This window comes from Floridaenema aerugineum BLCC-F46, from assembly GCF_041929345.1.
In the GTDB taxonomy this organism is placed as follows: Bacteria; Cyanobacteriota; Cyanobacteriia; order Cyanobacteriales; family Aerosakkonemataceae; genus Floridanema; species Floridanema aerugineum.
In genome coordinates this window covers 1-23,770 of the sequence record NZ_JBHFNQ010000121.1, presented here as the reverse complement: position 1 = coordinate 23,770, position 23,770 = coordinate 1, and the positions used below count along the sequence as shown (strand labels likewise).

The window sequence follows — 23,770 nt, the reverse complement described above, 5'->3', positions numbered from 1 at the left end:
CAATGAAAGCATTATTGCTCTATCCTCAGTTTCCCCAGTCCTTTTGGTCTTACGATCGCTTCATGGAAATAGCTGGATTTAAAGCAGTTATTCCACCTCTGGGAATCATTACAGTCGCCGCCCTCCTCCCGAAAGAATGGGAAATTAGATTTTGCGATCGCAACGTTAACCTCGAAACAGAGGCAGATTGGCAATGGTGTGACTTAGTTATCCTCTCTGCGATGTTAGTACAGAAATCAGATTTCCACGCCTTAATTCAAAAAGCAGTAAAATTAGGCAAAAAAGTAGCAGTAGGTGGCCCCTATCCCACATCGCTTCCCCAAGAGGCCCTCGACTCAGGAGCCCATTACCTGATCCTCGATGAAGGTGAAATCACAGTTCCACAATTTATCGCAGCACTTAATCAAAGTCAAGAGCAAGGAATTTTTCGCGCCTCGGAAAAACCGGATGTCACCCAAAGTCCCATGCCTCGCTTTGATCTCCTGAAACGCGATGCCTACTTCATGATGGCAATTCAGTTTTCTCGCGGTTGTCCCTTCAACTGCGAGTTTTGCGATATCATTACCCTTTACGGTCGCAAACCGCGCACCAAAGAACCGAGTCAAGCAATAGCAGAATTGCAAAAGCTTTATGATTTAGGTTGGCGAGGTTCACTTTTCATCGTTGATGACAACTTTATTGGCAATCAGCGTAACGTCAAACGCTTTTTACGAGAATTGATTCCTTGGGTAAAACAACACAATTACCCCTTCACTTTCATGACTGAAGCTTCTGTAAATTTGGCAGAAGACGATGAATTGTTAGATTTAATGAATCAAGCCGGATTTTATGCTGTATTTCTCGGCATTGAAACCCCAGATCAAGACAGTTTGAAAGTAACTCACAAACTACAAAATACTCGTCATCCTCTCATTGAAGCTTGTCGCAAAATTAATCAGGCAGGTATGCTGATTTATGCAGGATTTATTCTCGGTTTTGATGGCGAACGTTCTGGCGCAGGTGAGCGAATTCAAGCATTTATAGAACAAAGCAGTATTCCTCAACCTATGCTAGGCATTCTCCAAGCTTTACCTAATACTCAATTATGGCATCGCCTGGAAAAAGAACAGCGTTTAGTAGAGGGTGTTGGTATTACTAAAGTGGGAGATCAAAATACTTTAATGAATTTTACCCCCACTCGTCCCATCGCTGAAATTGCCAAAGAGTATGTCGAAAGTTTCTGGAAATTGTATGAACCCAAAAACTATCTCAAACGCTGTTTTAAGCAATGTCTCAAGATTAATTCGCCAGCACAACGAAAGCAAACAATGCAATTTCCCTTGGGTAAGGGGTTGCGATTAGTTTCCCAGGTAATCTGGCATCAGGGAATACGTAGACCGGAAATTCGCGGACAATTTTGGCAACAACTATTAACAATTCTGTTAATAAAGCCGCAAGTTCTGAATATGTATTTGGGTTTATGTGCTGCTGGAGAGCATTTTTGGGAGTACCGAGTTTTGGCTAGGGAAAGGATTACTGAACAGTTAGGTTACGATCCACTAAAAGTTTCTGTAAAACCTGAGAAAAAACCAATGCTTGTTAGGTCTTGATTTTGATTCAGGCTCTATCTGTAGGGTGCGTTAGTGATAACGTAACGCACCATTCCACTAAACCAATTATTTTGGGATCTGGCAAAAATTTGTTTTTTTACCACAGATGAACACAGATGTTAATTAACTCAAGTTGCTAGTTACAAATCCGGCTCTTTCTTAGCCCCCCTTTTGATCTCCCTGGAGCCCCCCTTAATAAGGGGGGAACCAGCCCAAGAAGAGCTATTAACATCACGGGGGGTTGGGGGGATCTAAACCTAGTAATCACGGCGTTAGATCCCCCCACTACCCCCCGAAGTTCGGGGGGAACTCCGAAAGAAGTAATAACTAGCAACTTGCGTTAATTAGGATTTTTGGGGGATACAAATGACCAATGACAAATTACATATACCTCGTCATTTGTACACGGTAACGGTCTTTTTTCGTGACGGCAATTTCACCAACTTCTAAACGTCCTTTACCGCGAATTGCGACTAAATCACCTGACTTTAATTGATGACTAGCTTGGGTAATTTCTTTCCAATTTACTCGGACATCACCACCATCGATTAAGTCTACCATTTTGCTGCGAGACATTCCAAAACCAGCGGAAGCGATCGCATCTAACCGCAAAGAAGCTTCCACCGTAGTCATCTCTTTCTTCTTCGGTTCTTTAATCTTTAATTCGCTAATTTCAAGGCGTTGAGTTCTTACAGGGACCGATCGCACTTGTTCCAAATGTGTCTCTAAATATTCCACCATTTCAGGAACTACAATTGCTTGAGCACCTCTTTCACCCAAAACAATCAAATCTCCGGTTTTTTCCCGATTAATTCCACATCCTAACATTGCCCCTAAAAAATCTCGGTGAGTTGCCGGATCGAAGAGGAAATTACCAGCAATTTCTAAAGCGGCAATTTCCACTTGGGAGATGTCTAGAGGGAGTTCGGAACGTGCGATCGCCAACCGCTGTCTTTCCGCCTGGGGATACCCACCCCAAGCTAGCAAATGCACTTCCGTCAACTTACCAAACATCCGTTGAACTTCTGCCAACTCTGGCGGCGAAAGAAAGTCAGAAAACACAATTTCCCAAGTTTTAATTGCCTGCTCAGCTAAATCAATTACCCTAGCCGCACAGTCTCTATTTTCTACACCTTTTAACAGTTCTTCTCTTGGTAACATCAGAGGATTTTAGATTGGGTATTTGGGATTTTTGATTGATTCATTAACTGCCATTTCCAAACTTGAGTATCTGGAACTTCTGGCATTTCTACTAAGTGTAATTGCTCCATGCCTAACTTTGACAAAATTTGCATAGAAGCCAAATTATCGAGCGGACAATGAGCAACAATTCTCTTTAATTCCGGGTGAGAAAAAGCCCAATTTACTAAAGCTTCTACCGCCTCAAAAGCATAACCTTGATTTCGATAAGCAGCAAACACCTCATAACCAATTTCTAAACTTCCCGACTCATCAGGTTTACCACCGAAACCCAAATCACCTATTAAAATATTCTGTTGACTTTGAATCATCAACCAAACACCCCAACCCAAGTTTGAGGGATCGTCCACCAGCATTTGAGCATACATTGGTAAAAAATCTTGCACCTCCGTTTTTTGCCAATCTTCTGGTACACTCGCCCCCAAAATTTCAGCTACTCGCAACGGATTAAAAATACTCGCTTCCGCTACTTCCAAAGGGCATGGAATTAACTTTAAGCGTGTCGTTTTGATTCGCAAACTGCTCGCAGGATGATTTTTAGACATTTGGTTCCACGTAACCTTGAATATTTTCGGGTTCAAATTGACGGAGAATATTAGTAGCTCGGCGGGTCACAGTTTCCGAGCCTTTGACTACAATTAAATATTTACCAGCATTTAAACGATTGCGATAGGGCAGAGCATCACCACCACCAAAGATTAATCCAGTTCCCCCACCAGCGAAAATACTGCCCATTGCCCCGGAGATCGCACCTAAAACCCCACCAATTAAATGATTGCCGATTTCACCAGCCCAAGCAAAGGTATTTAACCCAGTGATGACGCTGAAGGTAGTACCAGCGACAAAACCAAAAGGGATTAACCAAAATGCCATGAATTTAGCTTGTTTAATCGCTTGTTCGTTGGGGTCAATTAAACCAAATTCATCGGCACTTTTGTAGCCTCTGCCTAAGATGGTAACTTTATCCATCGCAAAACCTTCTTTTTCTAAAGCAGAGTAAGCTGCTTCTGCTTGAATGCGATCGCTCAAAACAGCAACAAGATAATTCATAGACCTAACATATAGCGGTTACTTTTAACAGCGTAGCAGCGAAGGGAACAGGGAGGATGGGGAGATGGGGAGATGGTAGGGCTAATTCATGTTCGGAGGAAAAAATCATTTAAGTGGAACAAGACTGACACAGAAGATCTAAATGTAGGGGTAATTCATGAATTACCCCTACATTTAGACCCAATCCCGACTCAAAGCCTAAAAACTTTCTAGCAAAACTCAATCGGTAATGTCGTTTGCCGCTAGAATGACCTACTGTAAAGATTTTTCATGGTGGCAAACCAGTACAAGGTAGCAATAACTATTGCAGTTAAAAAAGGTGAAAAAGCTTTGTATAAGCGTATAAAAGCCTTCTGCCCTCTGCTTTCTGCCTTCTGCGTTCTTATTTAAACTCACTTACTACTCATGTCAAAGGTTCTCGTTTCCGATCCAATAGACCAAGCTGGCATCGACATCTTATCCCAGGTAGCCCAAGTTGATGTAAAAACCGGGCTACCCGCAGAAGAGTTGGTGAGGATCATTCCCGAATATGACGCATTAATGATCCGTTCCGAAACTCGCGTTACTCAAGAAGTGATCGCAGCTGCTAAACAGTTGAAAATTATTGGTCGCGCCGGGGTTGGTGTTGATAATGTAGATGTGCCTGCGGCAACCAGACAAGGTATTGTCGTAGTTAACTCCCCGGAAGGTAACACGATCGCAGCAGCTGAACACGCGATCGCCCTAATGCTAGCACTCTCTCGTTCGATCCCCGATGCCAACACTTCAGTCAAAAGTGGAAAATGGGAACGTAAAAAATTCGTTGGCACAGAAGTTTACAAAAAAACTCTCGGTATTGTTGGCTTAGGTAAAATAGGCTCTCACGTAGCCGCAGTCGCCAAAGCAATGGGTATGAAATTATTAGCATTCGACCCATTTATTTCTACCGAACGTGCAGAACACATCGGTTGTCGTTTGGTAGATCTGGATATGCTATTCCGGGAAGCTGATTATATTACGCTGCATATACCCAAAACTCCAGAAACTACCAATTTGATCAATGCCGAAGCTTTAGCCAAAATGAAACCTACCACCCGCATTATTAACTGCGCTAGGGGTGGGATAATTGATGAAGCAGCTTTGGCAGAAGCAGTTAAAGAAGGTAAAATTGCCGGAGCAGCCTTGGATGTGTTTGCCAAAGAACCTCTGGGTGAGTCGCCGTTATGCCAGATGGGTAAAGATGTAATCCTCACTCCTCACTTAGGCGCTTCTACCGCTGAAGCACAGGTAAATGTGGCGATCGATGTCGCCGAACAAATCCGCGATGTATTATTAGGATTACCCGCCCGCAGCGCCGTCAACATCCCCGGTTTGTACCCCGATGTCTTGGAAAAACTCAAGCCATATCTGCGACTGGCAGAAACTTTGGGCAATTTGGTGAGTCAGCTTGCAGGGGGAAGAGTCGAAAGTCTCAACGTCCATTTGCAAGGAGAATTGGCAACAAATGACAGTAAACCCATAGTAATCGCCGCTTTAAAAGGTTTACTTTACCAAGCACTGCGAGAACGAGTCAACTACGTCAACGCCAGCATTGAAGCTAAAGAACGGGGAATTAGAGTCATTGAAACCAGAGATAACGCAGTGCGCGACTATGCTGGTTCCTTACACTTAGAAGCAAAGGGATCTTTAGGCGAACACTCAGTTACAGGCGCTTTGTTGGGTGATGGGGAAATTCACATTACAGATATTAATGATTTCCCGATCAATGTTCCACCAACTCACCACATGCTATTTACTCTGCACCGGGATATGCCAGGAATTATCGGCAAAATCGGTTCTTTACTAGGCAGTTTTAATGTCAATATTGCCAGTATGCAGGTAGGTCGCAAAATTGTGCGCGGTGATGCGGTAATGGTGCTGAGTCTGGACGATCCCCTACCGGAAGGAGTTTTAACCGAAATTCTCAAAGTTCCCGGAATTCGCGATGCTTACACAGTTACTCTGTAAATCCTCAGAATAGTTATGAGTTATGAGTTTTGAGTTTTGAATGAACTTAAAACTTAAAACTCAAAACTTAAAACTATTCTTAAATCGCTTGAGTGTTAATCTGTCGCGTAATTTTTCAAACATGGCAAACAGTTGGTGGGAACTACAAATTTTCTGCGATCCAGTTTTAGAAGAAGCAATATTCTGGCGATTAGAAAATTTTGGCTGTCGGGGAACTGCTAGTGAAATTAAAGGGAATCATTCCTTAGTTAGGGCTTACTTACCGCAAGAACAAGCAGAATTATTGGATTTAGCAGCGCTTTCTTTATGGTTACGTCAAGATGCGCTGGTTTTGGGTTTGCCATTAGCCGCGATGCAATGGCATTTAATTGATGAGGAAGATTGGTCAAGTAGTTGGAAAGCACATTGGCAACCGCAAGAAATTGGCGATCGCTTTTTAATCAACCCCGCTTGGCTACCTGTTCCCACCGACACCTCACGCATTGTCTTCCGCCTCGATCCCGGTGTGGCTTTCGGTACGGGGAATCATGCTACCACTCAGCTTTGCTTAGAAGCTTTGGAAATGCGCTTAACCGATCCGGAAACTGACTCTCACATAGTCGTGGCAGATATCGGTTGTGGTTCTGGTATTCTCTCGATCGGCTCGGTGTTACTAGGTGCCCAAAAAGTTTATGCTGTGGATACTGATCCTTTGGCGGTGCGTTCCGCTCGCAGCAACCGCACTCTGAATCATGTTAGTTCGGAACGTTTAATTATTGAACAGGGAAGTGTCGATCGCGTCAAACAATTAATCGATAGTCCAGTAGATGGGATTGTCTGCAATATTCTCGCTGAGGTAATTATTGACTTGTTGCCGCAAATGGGGGCGATCGTCAAACCTACCAGTTGGGGCATTCTTAGCGGTATTCTTGTCGAACAAGCAAAACCTGTAGCTGATGTTTTAGAACAACAAGGTTGGATCGTCGCTGCTCTCTGGCGCAGACAAGAATGGTGCTGTTTTAATATTCGCAGAATCTAAATTTATTATTAACTTTCCCGATCGATATTAACTTATGTAGTAAATTGAATCTTTTTGCGAAATTTTCATAAGATATCTGTAGTACAAATACTCAATTACTATGTCTTATTTAACCGCAAACGAATTCTTATCTTCAAATAAATACACACATTAAAGACACTATTGTTTACAATTACTCAGTCAGTAGGATACATTTTGTACCTCACAACCAGTCTATAATTAAAAAACAATAAAGCAGATTTTACCTAGCTAGTAGTGACAACTGTCACAGGAAGAGTCGAAAGAATGTCACCAAAACACTCTATTTTCGCTCACCTAATTCGTTTAATTACATCACTTTTACAGAGCAGGCTGCATCACCACTCCGAAAGGAGTTTTACAGCATATTTATACTTGTTGAGTTAACAAAACTAGCAAAAATGCCTACCTATTTCAAAGATTCCCAGCAATCTAAACACCAAAAATCCTCTCATCCTGCTCCCAAAATTTCTGATAGCTTATTAGAGCAAATTCCTGTCCGTTACAAAGGATGGGGAATCAGCACTAAAGTTATCAATGGAAAACTGTGGTTACGTTGGCAACATCCCAATGAAAACTTTCCTCGTTATGGTTGCCCAGTAAGTGAGGAGGGTCTGGATGTTACAATTAATAATGTCAAGTTTCTGATCAACTTAGCTAATAAGCTAGAAGACGAGGTAAAAACTAAAGGTTTGCGCCGCCAATCTTCTATTTACTAGCTAAAAATGTTTGTAACTCAGGAACTTCTACCCAAACACCAGTATCATTGGACTTGTGAGCTAAATCCATCAACAATTGTGAATAAACTCCTTCTTTTAAGGAAGGTGTCTGCGCTGTGCCGAATTTAATACCTTGTACCCAATTATCAACAACTCGGATAAAAGGTGCGATTCTACCATCCGTGTAATTTTTGGGAAAAACTAATCTGTGGGGAATTTCTACTTCCGAAAGGTTTTTCCCGGCGGGTGCAGCTAAGAGACGAAAGCCGTGAACATAATCTTTTTGGTTATCGCTGCCTAAAACTAGGGTACCGCGATCGCCATAAATTTCCACCCAATGCCCTCGTCCTTGATAAGTCACCGAACTAATACAAATTTGACAAGGTGTACCATCTGCCAACTCTAGCATCAACATACAGGCATCATCAGCATCCACAGGTTTCATTTCACCTGTGTTGGGGTCGGGACGAGTGGGTATAGTGGTAATTAATTTGGCTGATAAGCGACGTACAGGGCCAAATAACCAACTAATATAATCAAAAATGTGGGAACCTACAGCGCCTAATGCGCCACCACCTTGATCTTTTCGCGCATACCAGTTCCAAGGGCGCGTTGCATCAGCACGACTGGGAACTAAACAATCTATTTTAATTAATCGCTTGTTTCCCACATAATCTGCCGCTAACATTTCTGATAGCATCATCCAAGCGGGGACAAAGCGAAATTCAAAATCCATTGTCGCGATCGCACCACACCTGTTCGCCATAAGATATAATTCTCTAGCCTCAATAGCTGTTAAAGTTGTCGGCTTTTCTAATAATAAATGTTTTCCAGCTTGCAACACCTGACTCGCCATTTCATAATGCAAAAATGGCGGCGTAGAAATACTCACAGCTTCTACTTCCGGCAAAGCTAAAATCTCTTCAATAGAAGTACAACCATGCGGAATATTATATTTAGAAGCTATGGTTTTTGCCTTAGCTAAATCGCGATTATAAACCGCAACAACAGCAGTATTTGGGTTTTCTTGTAATCCGGGGATCTGGACTTTTTCTCCAAATCCAGTTCCCACAACAGCGACACCAACTTTTGAATTTTGAGCAGATGCTACAGACATAAACTTATTTCAAAAAACGAATAGATAAGCCAAGTTTAGCATTATTTCTTATTTTCCAAATGCAGTTCCGACAACGGCAACACCAACTTGTGAATTTTCTAGAGATGCGGTTTATCCGTAGATATCTGTGGTTAAAAGGAATCTCTGCTTCTCACCATAAACACTGCACCTACATCTGCGTTTATCTGCGTTTATCTGCTTTCATCTGCGGTTAAAAAAGCGCCTCTCATCCCTGCAAAAATCATGAAACACATCAAATTAGCGATCGCCAATGAAAAACAATTGCCACAAACAAATAGCCAAACCCAATTGTGATTTTTAGGTAGATGCTCAAGACATGAACTTATCTCAAAAAACGAATAGTAAAAGGATAGAGGTAGAATTCACCATTTTTGGCTTTACGAGAGGCATTGATTACTAAAATCAATTGAGAAATAGCCAGAAGTATGGTTAGAGAAAAACTCAACGTACCTAATTTTAAACCAAAAAGAATATCACCATCTTGTTCGGTTCCACTTCTCCCAATGGCAGCAATTCTAGTTAAGCCTATGATTATACTTGGAACTAATAAAATTAGCGCCATTATAAAGTTGTAGATTGTAAAACAAAGCTGAAAGTTTAGTGACTCTTTTGCCTGTTCATCAATAAAAGAATCGTCGCTTCTTTTGAACCACCAAATAGTTAATGGCCCAATAATATTGAGAACAGGTAAAGTAAAGCCAATAAATATGAAAGGTATCCAAATAAGGGAAGAGAGATGTGCCCACATTCCCCACTTGCGAATCTCTTGAGTCTCGTTATTTTGTGTCATGGCTGATTATTCCAGAGAACTAACTCAGCAGTTATCTCATTTAGTTAAGCCAAATTTAGCATTACTTTTTTGAGTGTTGCTCTATCCATTGAATCACTTGATAACCGAGTTGAGTACCGCTTAAGCGATCGATTTCTCGGACACCTGTAGGACTAGTAACATTTACTTCTGTCAGGTAGCCACCAATCACATCAAGACCAACAAAAATCAAACCATCTTGTTTTAACACGGGAGCGACTTGGGCGCAAATTTGGAGTTCGCGATCGCTAATTTCCGTCGCCACAGCTTGACCACCCACAGCCATATTACCGCGAAATTCCTTACCAGTAGGAACGCGATTTACAGCGCCAATTGGTTCACCATTAAGTAAGATAATGCGTTTATCTCCTTCCTTAGCAGCGGGTAAATATTCTTGCACCATTACTGGAATTCGACCTTGCAAAGTGCTGAGTTCTATTAAAGAATTGAAATTGCGATCGCCCCCTTCCAAAAATAAAATCCCTTCTCCCGCCTTACCCCCCAAAGGTTTAAGAACTGCCGCTCCTTTTTTGTCCACAAATTCCCGAATTACCAATTTATCTGGAGTAACAATGGTTTCCGGTATTGCCTCAGTAAACTGAAGCGCATACATTTTTTCATTAGCGGCTCTAATGCCTCTGGGAGAATTAATTACTAGCGTTTTTTCAGGGTTAATGTAATCAAGAATATAAGTAGCATAAAGATAAGGAATCGTCACTGGTGGATCTGTTCGCATAAAAACAGCATCCATACTTTCTAAAACTTGAAAAACAGTTTCTCCTAATTCAAACCAAGGCAGAGTAATTAACCAACGTCCGTCTACTAATTGTACTGGAGTCAGTTGCACCCTTTGTAAAAGAGCCCAAGCTTGACCATTAACCACGCTTAAACTTTCCGCTTGGGTAATCCAAACCTCATGACCCAATTGTTGAGCCGCTTCCATAAACGCTACGCTGGTATCGTGACCAGGGTCTAACTTTTGAATTGGGTCAATGATAAAAGCAAATTTCATTGTTTTGTTATTAGTCATTGGTCATTGGTCATTGGTCATTGGTCATTTCTAACCAAAGACCAACGATTAAAGACTATACCAGGAGTGGGTCGAGTTTACCTGTTCTATCTAAGGCATGAAGGTCATCACAACCGCCGATATGCTGGTCATTAATGAAAATTTGCGGTAAAGAGCGTCGTCCGTTAGCACGTTGAGCCATTTTCCCCCGTGCTGCTTCATCTCCATCGATGCAGTATTCAGTAAACTCAACTCCCTTTTTGTCCAGCAAAGCTTTAGCACGGATGCAGAAGGGGCAAGTACTCCAAGTGTAAATTTCTACGTTAGCGGCCATAACATCCTTAAAATGTTAAGCAATATTACTATCCTAGTCTAACGAGCATTAGTCCTCACTAAAAAGCTCCTCACAATGTTATCTGCTGAAGCCACCCCACGCTTAGAAAGCGGGGGGTTCAAAATGTTTTGATGCCTCTACTTGGCTCTCCCGAATTGGTACAACATCCAAGTACGCGAGCATCGACATTGAGAACTTTTGCTGCGACTCGCTCTGACTCCGGGAATTTCCCAAAGGAAGAAGGAACTCGTCCTCCTAATCGCAAGTTAGTTTGGGTCGCCTGTCTCCAAGCCGCATACAGGATCGGTTCCGAACCTAACCAAGCATCTCGCGCTTGATTCGCTTGAAGCAGTTCTTTTTCATCAACAAATTTGGCAAGAAAAGCCGAATACAAATCTCTTTGACAATAGATTCCACAATCACATTGATGGATTCTGTCAGAGAGATTTTTCTTTTTTACACTTTCGCATTGATGACAAGTTTGCGACAATTTAGTTGTTTTAGTGGAGAATTCCATCACATTAACGTCAGCACTTTCAGCCTTACGCTTTAAATGCAAAACAAATTCCCCTGGCGCACGTTTGACTACAGATTTTCCATAATTCTTTTGAAATGATTTGTAGGAAAGCTTTTCTAGCTTGATATTATCACCAAGACTCAAAATCTCGTTAACCAACTTCCCATGCAAAGACTTTCTGTGGGCAGCTAACTTCCTTTCAAGATTAGCTTTAGCTGTCCTAACTTTCTGATAACTACGGGAATTATTCCAAGAATGACGACTTTTCTTAATTGTCCCTTTCTTCTTCTGCCCCCTTTTGTTAACCAAGTCAGGATTGTAGTTTTTTGGGTTATTCGCCCTTCTAGACCGTTCCATTTTTCTTTGTAGCTGACGAATCTTATTTGAAGCCAACTTTAATTCTGATGCAAATAATGTTAGTTTCCCAAATTCATCGCTAACAATAGCAATAGTAGATGGCCCAATATCTAACCCAACAACACCTTGACCAATTCGATTTTTGGGCTTTTGGAAAGGCTTACCTTCACAAACCAATTGAGCGTAGTAGAAAGTTTTACCATTAATCCGACGACGCACTAATCTGACATATTTAACTCGGCTATGCCGCCCATGAGTTACCACTGGATCGTAGGTTGTTAGATGTGGCTTTAGTTGAAGATTACCCCAAACTAAAGTCTCGTTAATCCATCTAATCCCAGTTTTATTTGTTTTACCTTCCAATGAATCAATCTGGTTTTTACCTTTAAATCGAACTTTCTTAGCTTGACCAAAAGCCACCTTCTCACTCGCATTAAAAGCGCGAGTCGCTAATTTCTGTGCCGTGTTTGAGTCGATATGTTCCCCAATCCAAGAATTGCGAATAGTTGTGCAATAAGAATGCAGATCGTATTCGCTATAGCCGTAAGCTTGATTTACTTCTTTAAAAGCTACTGTTCTTGCCTTACCCTTTTTGAACGCTCTTGCTTCTTGGTATTTCTTCGATTGCTTAACTAGTTTTTGTCGGCGCATTGCCTCACCTAAGCAGGCATTATAAAGTTGCCTACCCGCTTCAAATCTAGATGACAAAACCCCAGCATCTTTGTTGGATACCACCAGGGGCATCTCAACAATAAATGATGGGGTTTTGCTGCGATTTTGGCGAGGCATTGACTTACTAATTAACTGATGCCACTATTATATGGAAACCGAGCGTATATTAGCAATGCCCAATCAGTTTAAATCAAATAACAATATCTTATATGCTTGTCAATATCACATTGTCTGGTGTCCTAAGTATCGGCGCAAAGTACTAGTCAATGGTGTTGATACTAGACTTAGAGAAATCATTCAACAAGTAGCTCAAGAGAAGAAGTGCGAGATTATTGAGCTTGAGATTATGCCAGATCATGTTCATTTATTGATTAGCATTGACCCGCAATTTGGTGTTCAACAAGTTATTAAAATCATCAAAGGTAGGTCATCTCGTTATTTGAGACAAGAGTTTCCCTGGCTCAAAAGTAGATTACCTACCTTGTGGACTAATTCTTATTTTGTGGCTACTGTTGGCGGTGCGCCATTGGATGTGGTTAAGAAATATATTGAGAACCAAAAATGGAAGCCTGGGACTTGACTGCGGTTAAAACCGCAGGCGTGCGCTTCCTCCATACAGTCTAAAGCCAGGGGCTTCCGCGCACGTTACTTGGTGAGAAGCTTTTTTAATCAACTTGCAGTTGATGCTATTGTTTGTTTTCCCGACGTTAGCCAGAAAGCGTCAAAATAAAAAAGACCAAGATTAAAAGTAGTTCTCTAGTCCTAATCTTGATCTTGCCCCACTTCAACCAGAAACCCAAAAACTAATTAGTCTCTCTTAGTCAAACTCTCAAATGGCAGCCATTTGAAAATTAATTATGCTTGAGCTACGCTGTTGCGTTTGCGTAGTTTGAGCGCACTGAGAGCAACTGCACCCAAAGCAAGTGTTGTGCCCGGTTCAGGAACCCTTCTCGTTTCGGGAGTCGGATTGGGATTATACACGCGAACAGTTGTGGCTCTACCAGTGCCGCTTGCACCGTTAAAGCCATTGCCACTAATACTTTGGTAGCGAACACCAAAGTTACTCATAGCAATACTATTAACTGAACCTTGCAAAGCAACACTAGCTGTGAAACTACCTTGTTGGTAAACACCAGGTAGAGACGTGGAGTTACTTACACCGCCATTTTGCCCACCTTGACAGGTGTTACCGTTGGTAAAGCAGATATCAATATTACCAAACCCGTTCGGGAAGGAGCCATTTACATTAGCACCGCTAAAAAGCGCCGTGTTGCTTGGAGCAAGTGCAGAAGTGCTGCCGCTCAGTTCAGTCTTGTCAGTATTAAACCCGATCGCAGACACTCTAGAAAGGATACCCCCACTAGAGGTGTTTTTGAGAATGATATCGAACAGGGCGTTAGTATCGCTGCCAGAGCGTGAAAACCCTTGAAATGTGAAGATGGCGCTGGAAGTTAGTCCTGAGACACCTGTTTCATTGACACTACCATTAAAGTCAATCTCGAAAGCCTTGCCAATATCGGTGTTGGTCAGACCATCAATATTATTACCACTAATGGTAAAAGCGGAAGCGATCGGGGCAATAGCGAGGGATAGGATTTCAACTGTTGCTAGTGCAGACAGACCGAGAACTAATTTTGGGAAGTGTTTCAACATTTTCATTTAACTAAATAACTGGAATTTACGACAGTTTGATTACGAGACTAATTTCTGTGGGAGATGCGATCGCCTGATGACCGGGATGAGTTTTTGTAATTAGTTGGGGTTTACCCTAACCAAAGACTTAAAGAAAAAACTTAGTTTAGGGTTTGTTTAACAGTTAACGGGTGTGTTTACTGTATTTCAAATCCAATGTAATCAACTCACAAAAGCTTTGTCCACAGTAATTAACGATCTTCTTGATATCTTCATACATACTCACTAATTAATTCTAGGCTGGACAATTTTTGTCCTTAATAGTGACAACTGTCTCAGAAATTTTGCTGAATCTAAAATTAGAATTTTACTAAATAAATTTTTGGTAAAATTTTAAATGATCGGTGATTACACGGTTGATTTTACGAGATTGGTTGTCTGAAGAAATGCGATCGTCAATCCCGAAAATAAAAGCTGAAAAACTTCTAGTAATAGTACGTAAAACCTTCCTAATTAACTGTGTTCAGGAAAATACTTTTCTTTCAGTAAGTTTGCGTAAGATAGCAATTTTTAGTTAGATCAAAACCAGCCAAAAAATTAACCCCGCTATCACAACGGGGTGTTCCTTACCTAGAAAATACACTAGTTAAATTACTGAGTTTCTAATCAAGATCCCCGACTTCTTGAAAAAGTCGGGGATCTGGGTAGCGTACCCTTTAATGATGCACAAGAGCATAATTAACTAATAGAGCAAGTCGCTGACGCAGTGTTTCTAATCCTAGACGATCGCTTGCGGAAATAAACACTGCTTGCGGAAACTCTTCTTGCGCTAAGGCGAGGGTGTCGCTGTCTACTTGGTCAATTTTGTTAAAAGCTATTAACGCAGGGCCCGGAGTAATGGGCATTTCGGATAAAATAGCCATTACGGAACGAATCTGACTTTGCCACGCGGGATGGGAAAGGTCTACTAAATGCAGTAAAGCGTCTGCTTCGGTGACTTCTTCCAAGGTGGCGCGGAAAGCATCCATCAAAGCTGGGGGTAGTTCGTGAATAAATCCTACTGTATCGGTGAGGACGATCGCCATTTGTTCCCCAGTGTCAGCATTGGGAATCATCAAGCGTCGGGTAGTAGGATCTAAGGTGGCGAACAGTTGGTCAGCAGTGTAAACTTGGGCGTTAGTCAGTGTATTCAACAAGGTAGATTTGCCTGCATTGGTGTAACCAACTAAAGCTACTGAGGGAACTTCTTTATGCTGACGGTTTTGCCGTAGTCTTGTTCTGTGCGCTTGTAATTGGTTAACTTCCTGTTGTAGGCGGGCGATGCGACGTTGAATAGCCCGACGTTCGGTTTCTAATTTTGTTTCACCGGGACCACGAGTTCCAATACCACCACCCAAGCGAGACATTGCTTGTCCTCTACCTGTGAGTCGAGGCAACATATATTCTAATTGGGCGAGTTCTACTTGTAATTTCCCGGCTCCAGATTGGGCTCTTTGGGCGAAGATATCTAATATTACTTCGGTGCGATCGACTACGCGCACGCCAATTTGGGTTTCTAGGTTGCGAACTTGTCCGGGTGAGAGGTCGCGATCGAATACAATTAAGTTTGCTCCTAATGTTTGGGCACTCAGGGCAATTTCTTGCACTTTACCTTCACCGACAACGGTTTGGGGATGCAAACGGGAACGCTTCTGCTTGATAGTTTGCAAAACTTCTCCACCAGCAGTATTGACTAACCTGGCTAATTCATCGAGGATATTTTGAAATTCCTGTGGCTTCAGGTTATCTGTTTGCAAACCTACGATTAAAACGCGATCGTGATCTAAGTCTACCTGTTGACCAACAAATTCTCTTTGGAATTCTGCTTCTAAGTTTTCGACTAATTCCAATAAGTCTTGTTTGCTTAATAGGTCTAAACTCATGGGTAAAGAAACTGTCCAAGCAGCTTGTCCGTTGAGTTCTGACTTTTCTGCCGTATTGGGGACGAGATGCGCTAAATAGGTTTCTTTGACATACCCAGTTGCACCACCGCCTCGGCGTTCAAAACCTTCTTCGGTAAAGGTGAGGCTGACTAAAACATCTAAGCGTTGAATTGCCATTGCTGTCAAGTCTGCTTCGCTGGGTGGATGGGTTTTTTGTTGCGTGGCGATGCAACGTATACCACTGAGTCGTTCTGCACCATAGCGGGGTAGTTCCAAGGGCGGAATTTGCGTTTGTCTGGGTGTTCCCACTCCGACGCGAATTACTTGTCCCCGACGGTTGATATAGGCGCACACTGGTTGGTTAATTTCCGCACTAATGGCACCTAAACGCTGGGCGAATTCTGGCGTGGTGATGCGATCGCCCGGAAGACGTTGGTGATACAGTCGTTCTAGCTGCTTAAGTTGACTAGATTTTAGACCCTGAAGGTTTCCGTAAATCGTTTCTATAGGACTTCCTTACCAGTAACCTGGCTGCGAATTTGTCTTATATATTTTAACTATTACGACTGGAAACTGTGTCTGTTGAAGAGGTCGAAGAATTTCCACACTTTTGTTCGCCAAGGTGATGGTTCTTTTCTCCCCAATGCTTTTTCGTAACTCAGGTAAGCTTCTTGTTTGCGACCTAATTTAGCTAATGCTGCACCGCGAAATGTCCAAGCTTCGCTATCGTTGGGTTTAATTTCTAATGCTTGGTTACAACTGTTGAGGGCTTCTTCATAACGTCGTAGGTGTATTAAAACGACTCCTCGAAATACCCAAGCGGCGCAGTTTTGCGGTTGTAGTTCTATGGCTTTGTCAAAACTGGCTAATGCTTTTTGATAATGACCTAAGTTGGCAAGTGCATCTCCTCTGTCATACCAATGCTGACTATTTTCTGGGTTGGTCTGCAAAGATCGATCGCACTTTGTCAATAGTTCTTTATAATTCTTTTCGTTATTCATAAAATATTTTGCTTGTTTTGAATTTATCCAGGCTGATTATACAAATAGGAGATTGTCGATTACAAGATGCGATCGGCTTTTTGAGTATTTGTAATCATTGTTTAGCACCATTGCTTAATCTAACTTTGCATATTAGACTTATTCAGTTAACAGCCTACACAACTTATCAGCAATTTGAGCCTGAGTTTCTAATGACAATTCGCCTAATTCACGCCGAATAATTGACTTCTGAACAGTCATCAAGTGATCCAATCTAATAGTAGAAGGTCGATGTAAACCGCTAGCAGCAAAGTCGGGATGAGTTGTATCCAAAACTATATCAGTTGCTAGTAAATTTCGGGAAATTTTACTTGTGACAAAAGCCAAAATAATGTGTTCGTAAGGCCCAATAGGGTTAGTTAAGCAGACAGCCGGACGTACCTTGGTAGATGATAAATCGTCAAATGGGAAAGGCACTAGCACAACTTTACCTTTAATCATTGAATGGCTTCCCATCAGCTAATGTATAAATATCTTCTTCTGGATCTTTGAGGAAATCAAAAACAGGGTTATTCGCTGCGGCGTGAAGCCATTCTTTTTCATCCATCTCCTCTATGTACTGCCAGTCCAAATCAGCGCTAATTTCTTCAATATGATCTGAGTAATTGAACATAAAGACAAATTTATTTTTTGGGAAAATCAGCATAGGTAGATAGAGTGGTTGATCGTCCCATCCTTTATTTTTTTTTCCTTTTTCATACACAAGAATAAGTGAAGGTACATCTGTATAGTTACTTTTGATAATTTTTAATATGTTGTTGGAAATAAACCCTCCCCCACCCCATTTATCTGGTGGCTGTCGTTTCAAATCATGACCTGTTTTACCTCCACGTACCATTAGCCGTCCTTTTTTAATTCCGTTAGCTTTCATTGCTTTTAAAGCTTCTTTAACTCGTTTATCCTCCCACTTTTCTCCAAAAACATGGTCACTATGGAGGTGTGAGATTATCTCGATCAGAAAATCTATGTCTACTTCTTGTGCTTCATATTGTATATAAGTGCCATCTTTATCCTTGTGGTATCCAGCCAAAAGTTTTTTGAGTACTTTTGTTTCTTCACTGACATCGGCTGCTTTATAAAAAGGAGCGCGTGGAAAGATATGCGAACCTGGTGTAAAAGCATCTATTTCTGCTGGGTTCAAAACGTTAGAACGAGTTGCCTGAAGTTCTCCACCAACCCAGACAGGTTTAATTTTAATATTACTAGGATCGTCGCCAATAGCCTGACGCATACCTTCATCAGATTCATGAATAGCACGGAAAGCTTCTAAGTTATGTTCAGGTAAGAACAGACGAGTAACATCTTTTAGTTCCTGGCGATAACCATACATTCGGGCGTGTTGATGCACGGTATCCATGACTTTTTGTTTAGCATCCCGTCCGTAGTAAGTTACCATCAATCCATCAATAGTTACACCCCTGCCAAGCCTATTACCACCAATAAGAATATTCATTCCTGGGTTATAGTTTGGTTCTTTATCGGGATTATTAGCATTAATAACTTTAGGTATAGCTCTGCGTAATTCATGCTTTAAGTCTTCAATTAGATCATCAAGAGGTGGTAAATTCGGTACTGTTTTATTCAACTCCTGATAAGCTTCATTTAACCACTTCAATGCCTGTTCTTTCTTAGTTGGTGATAATTGATCTCGTAGAGCCCGATCCAGTTCTACCACAAACCCACTTATGATTTTTTCTAAGTTATCGTGATTATCCTTTTTATAGCATATATGAGCTAAAAATGAGTATTTCGCATCTTCATCTGTTGCCGATTGCATCTTATAAATTGCCCCCAGAAAGAAACAGCACAAAGCCAATCTCAAACCTTTAGGTATATTCCAGTTATTCCCAGGATTTATTTTTCCTTCCTGCTGTTTTAATAGTTCTATTTCTTCAGCTTCAACTATAGAGCAGTAAGGGCTATTATCATCATCAAAAAATAAATCTCCTCCCATATAACTATTGCCTGGTTTTGGCAAGGCAGCACAAAAAGCGGGTTTACATGGATGGTCAAGATTTTGCAGCAATAAACTTTGTGGAGTGGCTGTAATCTGTAAGTAAATATGATTAGTTACTTCTTGGCGAATTTTGCCAATCTTATCGAAAATAGCACTATCAGGAACAGCGTCTTTACCTTTCTTAGCTTGCTTTTTTTCGTTGGTATTCAAACTAGCATTATCAGCTTCATCATCAAATATCAAACTTGGTACGCTACTGGCATTAGCGTATTTAAGAACTTTAAGCAAATTATCTAAATGACACTGATTTTTAGTTGATACCAGTACAACACCAATATCTTTTATATAAGGAAGTAATTTACTTTTAGCAAATTCCTGCGGATCTTTTTTCCATTGTTCCCAATCAAAGACAACTGGCCCACCTTTGAGTTGATTATTAAAACGATTAGCAGTTTGTTTACCAAGCCAAGTATTGTCAGAAGTTAATACAAGGAAACAACGAAATCCATTTTCCTGGGCAACTGCTAGAGTAGCAATAGTAGTATTAGTTTTTCCGCTCTGAACTCTACCGTAAATTAAACCAGTGGTACCATTGGGTATTTTTCCTTTGTGAGGATTACTAACAAGTCCCGTACCTGTAGCGCCAACATCACCAGCGCCAAATTTTTCAGAGTAGACTTTAACGCAGTTTTCAACAATCTCTACAGCCGTTTGCTTTAATTCCTCTGCTGCTTTATCTCCTATTTTGTTTCTCAAACGAGCAATCAGCTTATTGATGCAGTATCCATCTGTTTTAAGAGTAATTTCACTCATAGCTATTTTCTCTACTAGCAAAAACTACGCGAGGCCAGTCACTTTGGGGTACGGTCTGCTCCATTTGCTGCCTGCCAGGGCCACTTACATGATAACTACCATGAGGCTGTCTTGACACTGAGATATGTTGACCCCCAATGCCAGAATCTTTATCTTTATCTAATATACTCCAAAGACGTTGCTGGGCTATGCAGCAGATACCATCTTTGTGACATATTAATGCAATAAACACCGTGAAGTTAGGATACTTTTTATAGAGAGTATCCAATGCAGACTCTTCTTGAATGCTGAATGTGAATGACCAAGCAGATTTTGGCTTGGTTGATATCTTAAAAAGAATAGCTGACTTACTGCTATTAGTTTCTATTAAGTAAATAGAGCTATGTATCCAAGATGGGTGAGCGATCGCAATTTGCTCTCCATAATTAATCAAACGGAAAAAGGCTGCACCGTGTAAAAATTCTCGATCGTTTATCATCAAAAATCTTACTAATTTTATTTCAGTTTAGTCGATTATTACTTCCTGTATCGCCACTGCTTCACACTAATTCGTAATTCTTTAGATAACCACTTATCATATTGCGGATATACTGGCAAACGTGGTACTAATTCCCAACCCGCAGGTTGTAATATTTTGGTTAATTTCTGATAATGCGGATGAGGATAATCGGGATTTACTTCATCTTTTGGTCCGATTCCGCCTAAATCTCTGGCACCTGCATCTAAACAAGCTAATAATAATTCTGGTTCTTGGACTAAGTTTGGGGGAATTTGAATTGTGATTTCTGCGGGTAAAATTTCTTTAGCTTTGCTGATTATTTCGGGTAATAAATGATTATCAAAAGCGGGAAATTGTCCAGTTTGTTGAGTTCCGGGACTGTGGGGTTGGAGAATGACTTCTTGAATGTGTCGCCAACGTTGGTGGAGTTTGGCGATCGCCTCTAAACTCTCCCACCAATCTGCTGAACTTTCCCCAATACCCAACAACAAACCAGTAGTAAAAGGAATTTTTAACTTTCCGGCAAACTCTAATTGTTGTAATCTTAATTTTGGTAATTTACTGGGTGCATTTTTGTGAACGGTGTTTAATAAACTGGGGGTTAATTGTTCTAACATTAAACCCATTGAAACATTGACATTTTTTAATAGTGCCATTTCTGCGAAAGATAATGGCCCAACATTAGTATGAGGTAAAAAGCCTAAAGAGAGTGCTAGTTGACAGAGGTTGTAAATGCGATCGAACCAAGCTTTTCGTAAAGGCGAGTTAGGATGTACTTCGCCGCTAAGAATCAGAATTTCACAAACACCTGTATTTTGCAGGGAATTTAATAAAATTTCTGCATCAGTAAGAGTTAACCAAGGACTTTTACCTGGGTCTGTGCGAAAATTGCAATAAGCACATCGGTTAAAACATTCATAAGTAGGGACGATCGTATAAGCAGGACTGTAAGTGATTTGGCGGGAAGTAGAAGTAGACATAAATTGCTTTTAACTGATGATTGACAGCTAATTAATTTTAGCTAAACTCCCAAGAGTGGCAATATCTGTCCTTCCTAACAATTGCCAAAAACACTTACTCCTCATAGCTGTCTTTTAATTGATGCCAACGTTTTTTGGCATAGATGTTTTTTACATGAGTTTTGACGGTGTTTAAACTGATATGCAGCTTTTCGGCAATATCTTGATAGCTGTATTCTTGACGTAGCAGCGACCAAATTTCGATTTCGCGATCGGTTAACTGATACTTTTGCTGCTCGAATTGTAAATCTTCTTGCAGAATTTGATTGCGATTTTCTAAGAAAATCACAATCTGTTGATTTTCACTTGCAGGTAAATTAGCATCAGCAGCACCTAAGTTTACCCAACTGGCGCGGATGCGAATTGTTTGCTGTTCGACGGTTAAACATTCGGTAACGATCGTTTGTTGATAATTTGTACCATATCTAATTAATCGGTAACAAATTTCGGAAATTTCTAAGGGTAAAATGGTTAAGTGACGATCGCCGATCGACAATTTTTGACTAATCTCCTTAGCTTGTTGATTCATATATATAGGTTTGACATGGCGCGAAATTACCATGACACCTTCTCTTAAGGACTCAGCTAAAGCCATCCAAGGAGAATTAAACAATGGGTTGTTAACTTCTGATTTCTCTGGAACAGAAGTAGATATTTCTAGATTAACAGTCAGTGAATGAGCGTTCATAATTGCTTTCTCTCTCTCTATGAGCCCATTCTGTCTTGGCGTTGAGTGAAGGTGCAATGAGTAAGCAGTTGAGATCACCACTTTAGAGAAGTCATATCGTAGCGGCTCCAATCAGGTGAATCAACCTGAAGTAGGGTGAAGTTTTTCTGTTAAACTGAAAGCGGATGGAGCCAGAAAACGCCAAAATAACCGACATCAGCTTTTACTGGTCTGAAAGCAAAAACTGAAAGCTATTATTAGCCCTGCTTCGGGATATGGTTTCCTGGCATTTGTAGCCAATCTTATTGCTTCTGTAGAAATTCTCGGCCTAGTAGTCGGGAAAAACCTCACCCTAAAGGGTGCTTCAGTAAAAACTACCTGATTCACTTTACTACTATGACCCCAGAATACCTAGAAAAGTGGTTTCCGATCGAGCAACAGCGTAGCTATGTTTCTATGCTGGTGAAGCGGGGGGGTGGACTTACCAAGCGAAGGGCTGAATATTTTGTTCGCTTGTGGGCATACTTGTTAGTGAAAGAATTACAAGAATCAGGTCGCCGCTTGGTGCAACCTTTGACAAAATTAGAATTACCGCAAGGATGGGTAGCTTGTACTCACAGGGAAGCAGCGGAACTATTTTATAGTGAAAAAGACCGAGGTGGCGATCGGGCTGCGGGAATGATGATCGATCAATTAGCAGCACTTGGTTTAATAGAAAAACAATTCGATGGTCACACTACTTGCATTCAAATTATGCCTTGGTCGGAACTGCTCGATCCGCCACACTCAGCTGAACCAGTGCAATTAATCATAGATGATTTTAATCTGAGAACTGATGCGGTTCCGGTGGCTAATTTGATCGATCGCCATTATGTGCAAACGGCAAAAGATGCCAGCACAACTCCTCACCAGATTACCCAAATATTACGTGATTGGGGAAGGCAATATTCTACCGGAATGCGGGTGTTGCGCCGGAGTGATAACTTGCATCCTGTAGGAATTTCAATTATTTACCCAACTGTAAAGGAATCAGAGGCGAATTTCTTTCTCCCTCCCGGAAAAACGCGCTTCTTTACTTCGGATATGCAACATGAACCTTTTAAAATGGCTGTTCCCGGAGATGTAGATTGCAGTTGTGCCTTTCTGAGAGCTTGGCTGATCGATAATCCATATATGGAGTATGAAACGATTTGTAATTTTGTCGAAGATTTACAGAAAACTTTGGTAAAGGTGCAAGTTGATTTTCCCAATCTCTGCGATCTATATAGTGTGGCAATTAACCCGATTTCTGGAGAATTGGGGCGAGTTCTGGGATTTCAAAGAACTTACCAAGATGCTCAACGCCCGATTTATCGGATTTATATTCCGGTCGATCGCTTTCTCGCTTTGAACGTGCGCCAAACTCTCTCCGGTCTGAAGTTTCAGCCTACCTTAGAAGGTGCGAGAAAGGAAACTGTTCCTAGTGCAACACGGCGGAAATAGTCCTAACTCAGATCCCCGACTTCTTGAAGAAGTCGGGGATCTAGATTCAGCTTATCTTAGTTCCATTCCCCATTCTTTCCTTCTTTAACCTTTAACCTTTTCCCTTCTGCCTTCTATAAGCTGGCCTGATAATTCCCATAAAATTAAACAATCAAAATCAATAGCAACAAATACTTTACAAATCGAAACAAATCCCTTAATGTATATTTAAGCGGGCAAACAAACCGCTCTGAACCTCGAAAAATAAATCATCGCAATTATCCAACAATGACCACAACCATTCAACGCCGCGAAAGCGCCAACGTTTGGGAACGGTTTTGCAAC

At 41.2% G+C, this 23,770-nt stretch carries 22 protein-coding genes; 6 read left to right on the top strand and 16 right to left on the bottom strand.

The window, feature by feature from the left end:
• Window positions 1-2: 2 nt before the first annotated feature.
• A complete protein-coding gene (locus ACE1CC_RS16160) occupies window positions 3-1,589 on the top strand; it encodes a B12-binding domain-containing radical SAM protein (protein WP_413271457.1) in 1,587 nt (528 codons plus the stop codon).
• A 381-nt stretch (window positions 1,590-1,970) separates the two neighbouring features.
• Here the strand turns inward: ACE1CC_RS16160 and ACE1CC_RS16155 are convergent, their stop codons facing one another.
• From ACE1CC_RS16155 to ACE1CC_RS16145, 3 genes are read right to left on the bottom strand one after another with little or no spacing between them, the layout of a single operon-like run.
• Window positions 1,971-2,750, bottom strand: a complete 780-nt coding sequence (locus ACE1CC_RS16155) for a photosystem II S4 domain protein (RefSeq protein WP_413271456.1) — start codon at window positions 2,748-2,750, stop codon at window positions 1,971-1,973.
• Entirely contained in the window at window positions 2,750-3,334 is a 585-nt protein-coding gene (locus ACE1CC_RS16150; protein WP_413271455.1) for a GNAT family N-acetyltransferase, read from the bottom strand. The genes ACE1CC_RS16155 and ACE1CC_RS16150 overlap by 1 nt, the downstream gene beginning before the upstream one ends.
• The gene (locus ACE1CC_RS16145) at window positions 3,327-3,839 is read right to left on the bottom strand and encodes a hypothetical protein (protein WP_413271454.1); all 513 of its coding nucleotides are present in this window, start codon (window positions 3,837-3,839) and stop codon (window positions 3,327-3,329) included. Before ACE1CC_RS16145 ends, ACE1CC_RS16150 begins: the two co-directional genes overlap by 8 nt.
• A gap of 405 nt (window positions 3,840-4,244) precedes the next feature.
• Between ACE1CC_RS16145 and serA the strand changes: the two genes are divergently transcribed.
• From serA to ACE1CC_RS16130, 3 genes are all read left to right on the top strand, one after another.
• Window positions 4,245-5,825, top strand: a complete 1,581-nt coding sequence (gene serA / locus ACE1CC_RS16140) for a phosphoglycerate dehydrogenase (protein WP_413271453.1) — start codon at window positions 4,245-4,247, stop codon at window positions 5,823-5,825.
• A gap of 121 nt (window positions 5,826-5,946) precedes the next feature.
• Window positions 5,947-6,843: a 50S ribosomal protein L11 methyltransferase gene (prmA, locus tag ACE1CC_RS16135; protein ID WP_413271502.1), complete on the top strand. Its 897-nt coding sequence runs from the start codon at window positions 5,947-5,949 to the stop codon at window positions 6,841-6,843.
• Between the two features lie 419 nt (window positions 6,844-7,262).
• Window positions 7,263-7,580: a hypothetical protein gene (locus ACE1CC_RS16130; RefSeq protein WP_413271452.1), complete on the top strand. Its 318-nt coding sequence runs from the start codon at window positions 7,263-7,265 to the stop codon at window positions 7,578-7,580.
• Here the strand turns inward: ACE1CC_RS16130 and ACE1CC_RS16125 are convergent.
• The 5 genes from ACE1CC_RS16125 to ACE1CC_RS16105 form a co-directional block, all read right to left on the bottom strand.
• Complete coding sequence (locus tag ACE1CC_RS16125; protein ID WP_413271451.1) at window positions 7,570-8,697, bottom strand: Gfo/Idh/MocA family oxidoreductase; 1,128 nt, start codon at window positions 8,695-8,697, stop codon at window positions 7,570-7,572. The two genes, ACE1CC_RS16130 and ACE1CC_RS16125, sit on opposite strands and share 11 nt — an antisense overlap.
• 343 nt (window positions 8,698-9,040) lie before the next feature.
• Window positions 9,041-9,508, bottom strand: coding sequence for a DUF4870 domain-containing protein (locus ACE1CC_RS16120; RefSeq protein WP_413271450.1), 468 nt, complete (start codon window positions 9,506-9,508; stop codon window positions 9,041-9,043).
• A 61-nt stretch (window positions 9,509-9,569) separates the two neighbouring features.
• Complete coding sequence (gshB, locus tag ACE1CC_RS16115; protein ID WP_413271501.1) at window positions 9,570-10,538, bottom strand: glutathione synthase; 969 nt, start codon at window positions 10,536-10,538, stop codon at window positions 9,570-9,572.
• Window positions 10,539-10,611: 73 nt separating this feature from the next.
• Window positions 10,612-10,869 carry a glutaredoxin 3 gene (grxC, locus tag ACE1CC_RS16110; RefSeq protein WP_413271449.1) on the bottom strand — a complete coding sequence of 86 codons (258 nt, stop codon included), beginning with the start codon at window positions 10,867-10,869 and terminating at the stop codon, window positions 10,612-10,614.
• A 118-nt stretch (window positions 10,870-10,987) separates the two neighbouring features.
• On the bottom strand, window positions 10,988-12,532 hold the full coding sequence (locus ACE1CC_RS16105) for a zinc ribbon domain-containing protein (RefSeq protein WP_413271448.1): 1,545 nt from the start codon (window positions 12,530-12,532) through the stop codon (window positions 10,988-10,990).
• Window positions 12,533-12,587: 55 nt separating this feature from the next.
• Here ACE1CC_RS16105 and tnpA point away from each other — a divergent pair, with 55 nt between their 5' ends.
• Window positions 12,588-12,995, top strand: coding sequence for an IS200/IS605 family transposase (tnpA, locus tag ACE1CC_RS16100; protein ID WP_413271500.1), 408 nt, complete (start codon window positions 12,588-12,590; stop codon window positions 12,993-12,995).
• Between the two features lie 275 nt (window positions 12,996-13,270).
• Here the strand turns inward: tnpA and ACE1CC_RS16095 are convergent, their stop codons facing one another.
• The 8 genes from ACE1CC_RS16095 to ACE1CC_RS16060 all read right to left on the bottom strand — a co-directional run bounded on the left by ACE1CC_RS16095 (window position 13,271) and on the right by ACE1CC_RS16060 (window position 21,985).
• Window positions 13,271-14,068 carry a cistern family PEP-CTERM protein gene (locus ACE1CC_RS16095; RefSeq protein WP_413271447.1) on the bottom strand — a complete coding sequence of 266 codons (798 nt, stop codon included), beginning with the start codon at window positions 14,066-14,068 and terminating at the stop codon, window positions 13,271-13,273.
• A gap of 695 nt (window positions 14,069-14,763) precedes the next feature.
• Entirely contained in the window at window positions 14,764-16,476 is a 1,713-nt protein-coding gene (gene hflX, locus ACE1CC_RS16090) for a GTPase HflX (protein WP_459563859.1), read from the bottom strand.
• 53 nt (window positions 16,477-16,529) lie between these two features.
• Window positions 16,530-16,970 (bottom strand): tetratricopeptide repeat protein, encoded by a 441-nt coding sequence (locus tag ACE1CC_RS16085; RefSeq protein WP_413271445.1) that lies wholly within the window; start codon window positions 16,968-16,970, stop codon window positions 16,530-16,532.
• A gap of 138 nt (window positions 16,971-17,108) precedes the next feature.
• Window positions 17,109-17,447 (bottom strand): type II toxin-antitoxin system PemK/MazF family toxin, encoded by a 339-nt coding sequence (locus ACE1CC_RS16080; RefSeq protein ID WP_459563858.1) that lies wholly within the window; start codon window positions 17,445-17,447, stop codon window positions 17,109-17,111.
• The gene (locus ACE1CC_RS16075) at window positions 17,443-19,779 is read right to left on the bottom strand and encodes a Z1 domain-containing protein (protein WP_413271443.1); all 2,337 of its coding nucleotides are present in this window, start codon (window positions 19,777-19,779) and stop codon (window positions 17,443-17,445) included. Before ACE1CC_RS16075 ends, ACE1CC_RS16080 begins: the two co-directional genes overlap by 5 nt.
• Complete coding sequence (locus tag ACE1CC_RS16070) at window positions 19,772-20,257, bottom strand: hypothetical protein (RefSeq protein WP_413271442.1); 486 nt, start codon at window positions 20,255-20,257, stop codon at window positions 19,772-19,774. The genes ACE1CC_RS16075 and ACE1CC_RS16070 overlap by 8 nt, the downstream gene beginning before the upstream one ends.
• A gap of 38 nt (window positions 20,258-20,295) precedes the next feature.
• A complete protein-coding gene (cofG, locus tag ACE1CC_RS16065) occupies window positions 20,296-21,258 on the bottom strand; it encodes a 7,8-didemethyl-8-hydroxy-5-deazariboflavin synthase subunit CofG (RefSeq protein WP_413271441.1) in 963 nt (320 codons plus the stop codon).
• Window positions 21,259-21,352: 94 nt separating this feature from the next.
• On the bottom strand, window positions 21,353-21,985 hold the full coding sequence (locus ACE1CC_RS16060) for a helix-turn-helix transcriptional regulator (protein ID WP_413271440.1): 633 nt from the start codon (window positions 21,983-21,985) through the stop codon (window positions 21,353-21,355).
• A gap of 375 nt (window positions 21,986-22,360) precedes the next feature.
• Here ACE1CC_RS16060 and ACE1CC_RS16055 point away from each other — a divergent pair, with 375 nt between their 5' ends.
• Window positions 22,361-23,446, top strand: a complete 1,086-nt coding sequence (locus ACE1CC_RS16055) for a hypothetical protein (RefSeq protein ID WP_413271439.1) — start codon at window positions 22,361-22,363, stop codon at window positions 23,444-23,446.
• The last annotated feature ends 324 nt before the right edge of the window (window positions 23,447-23,770 follow it).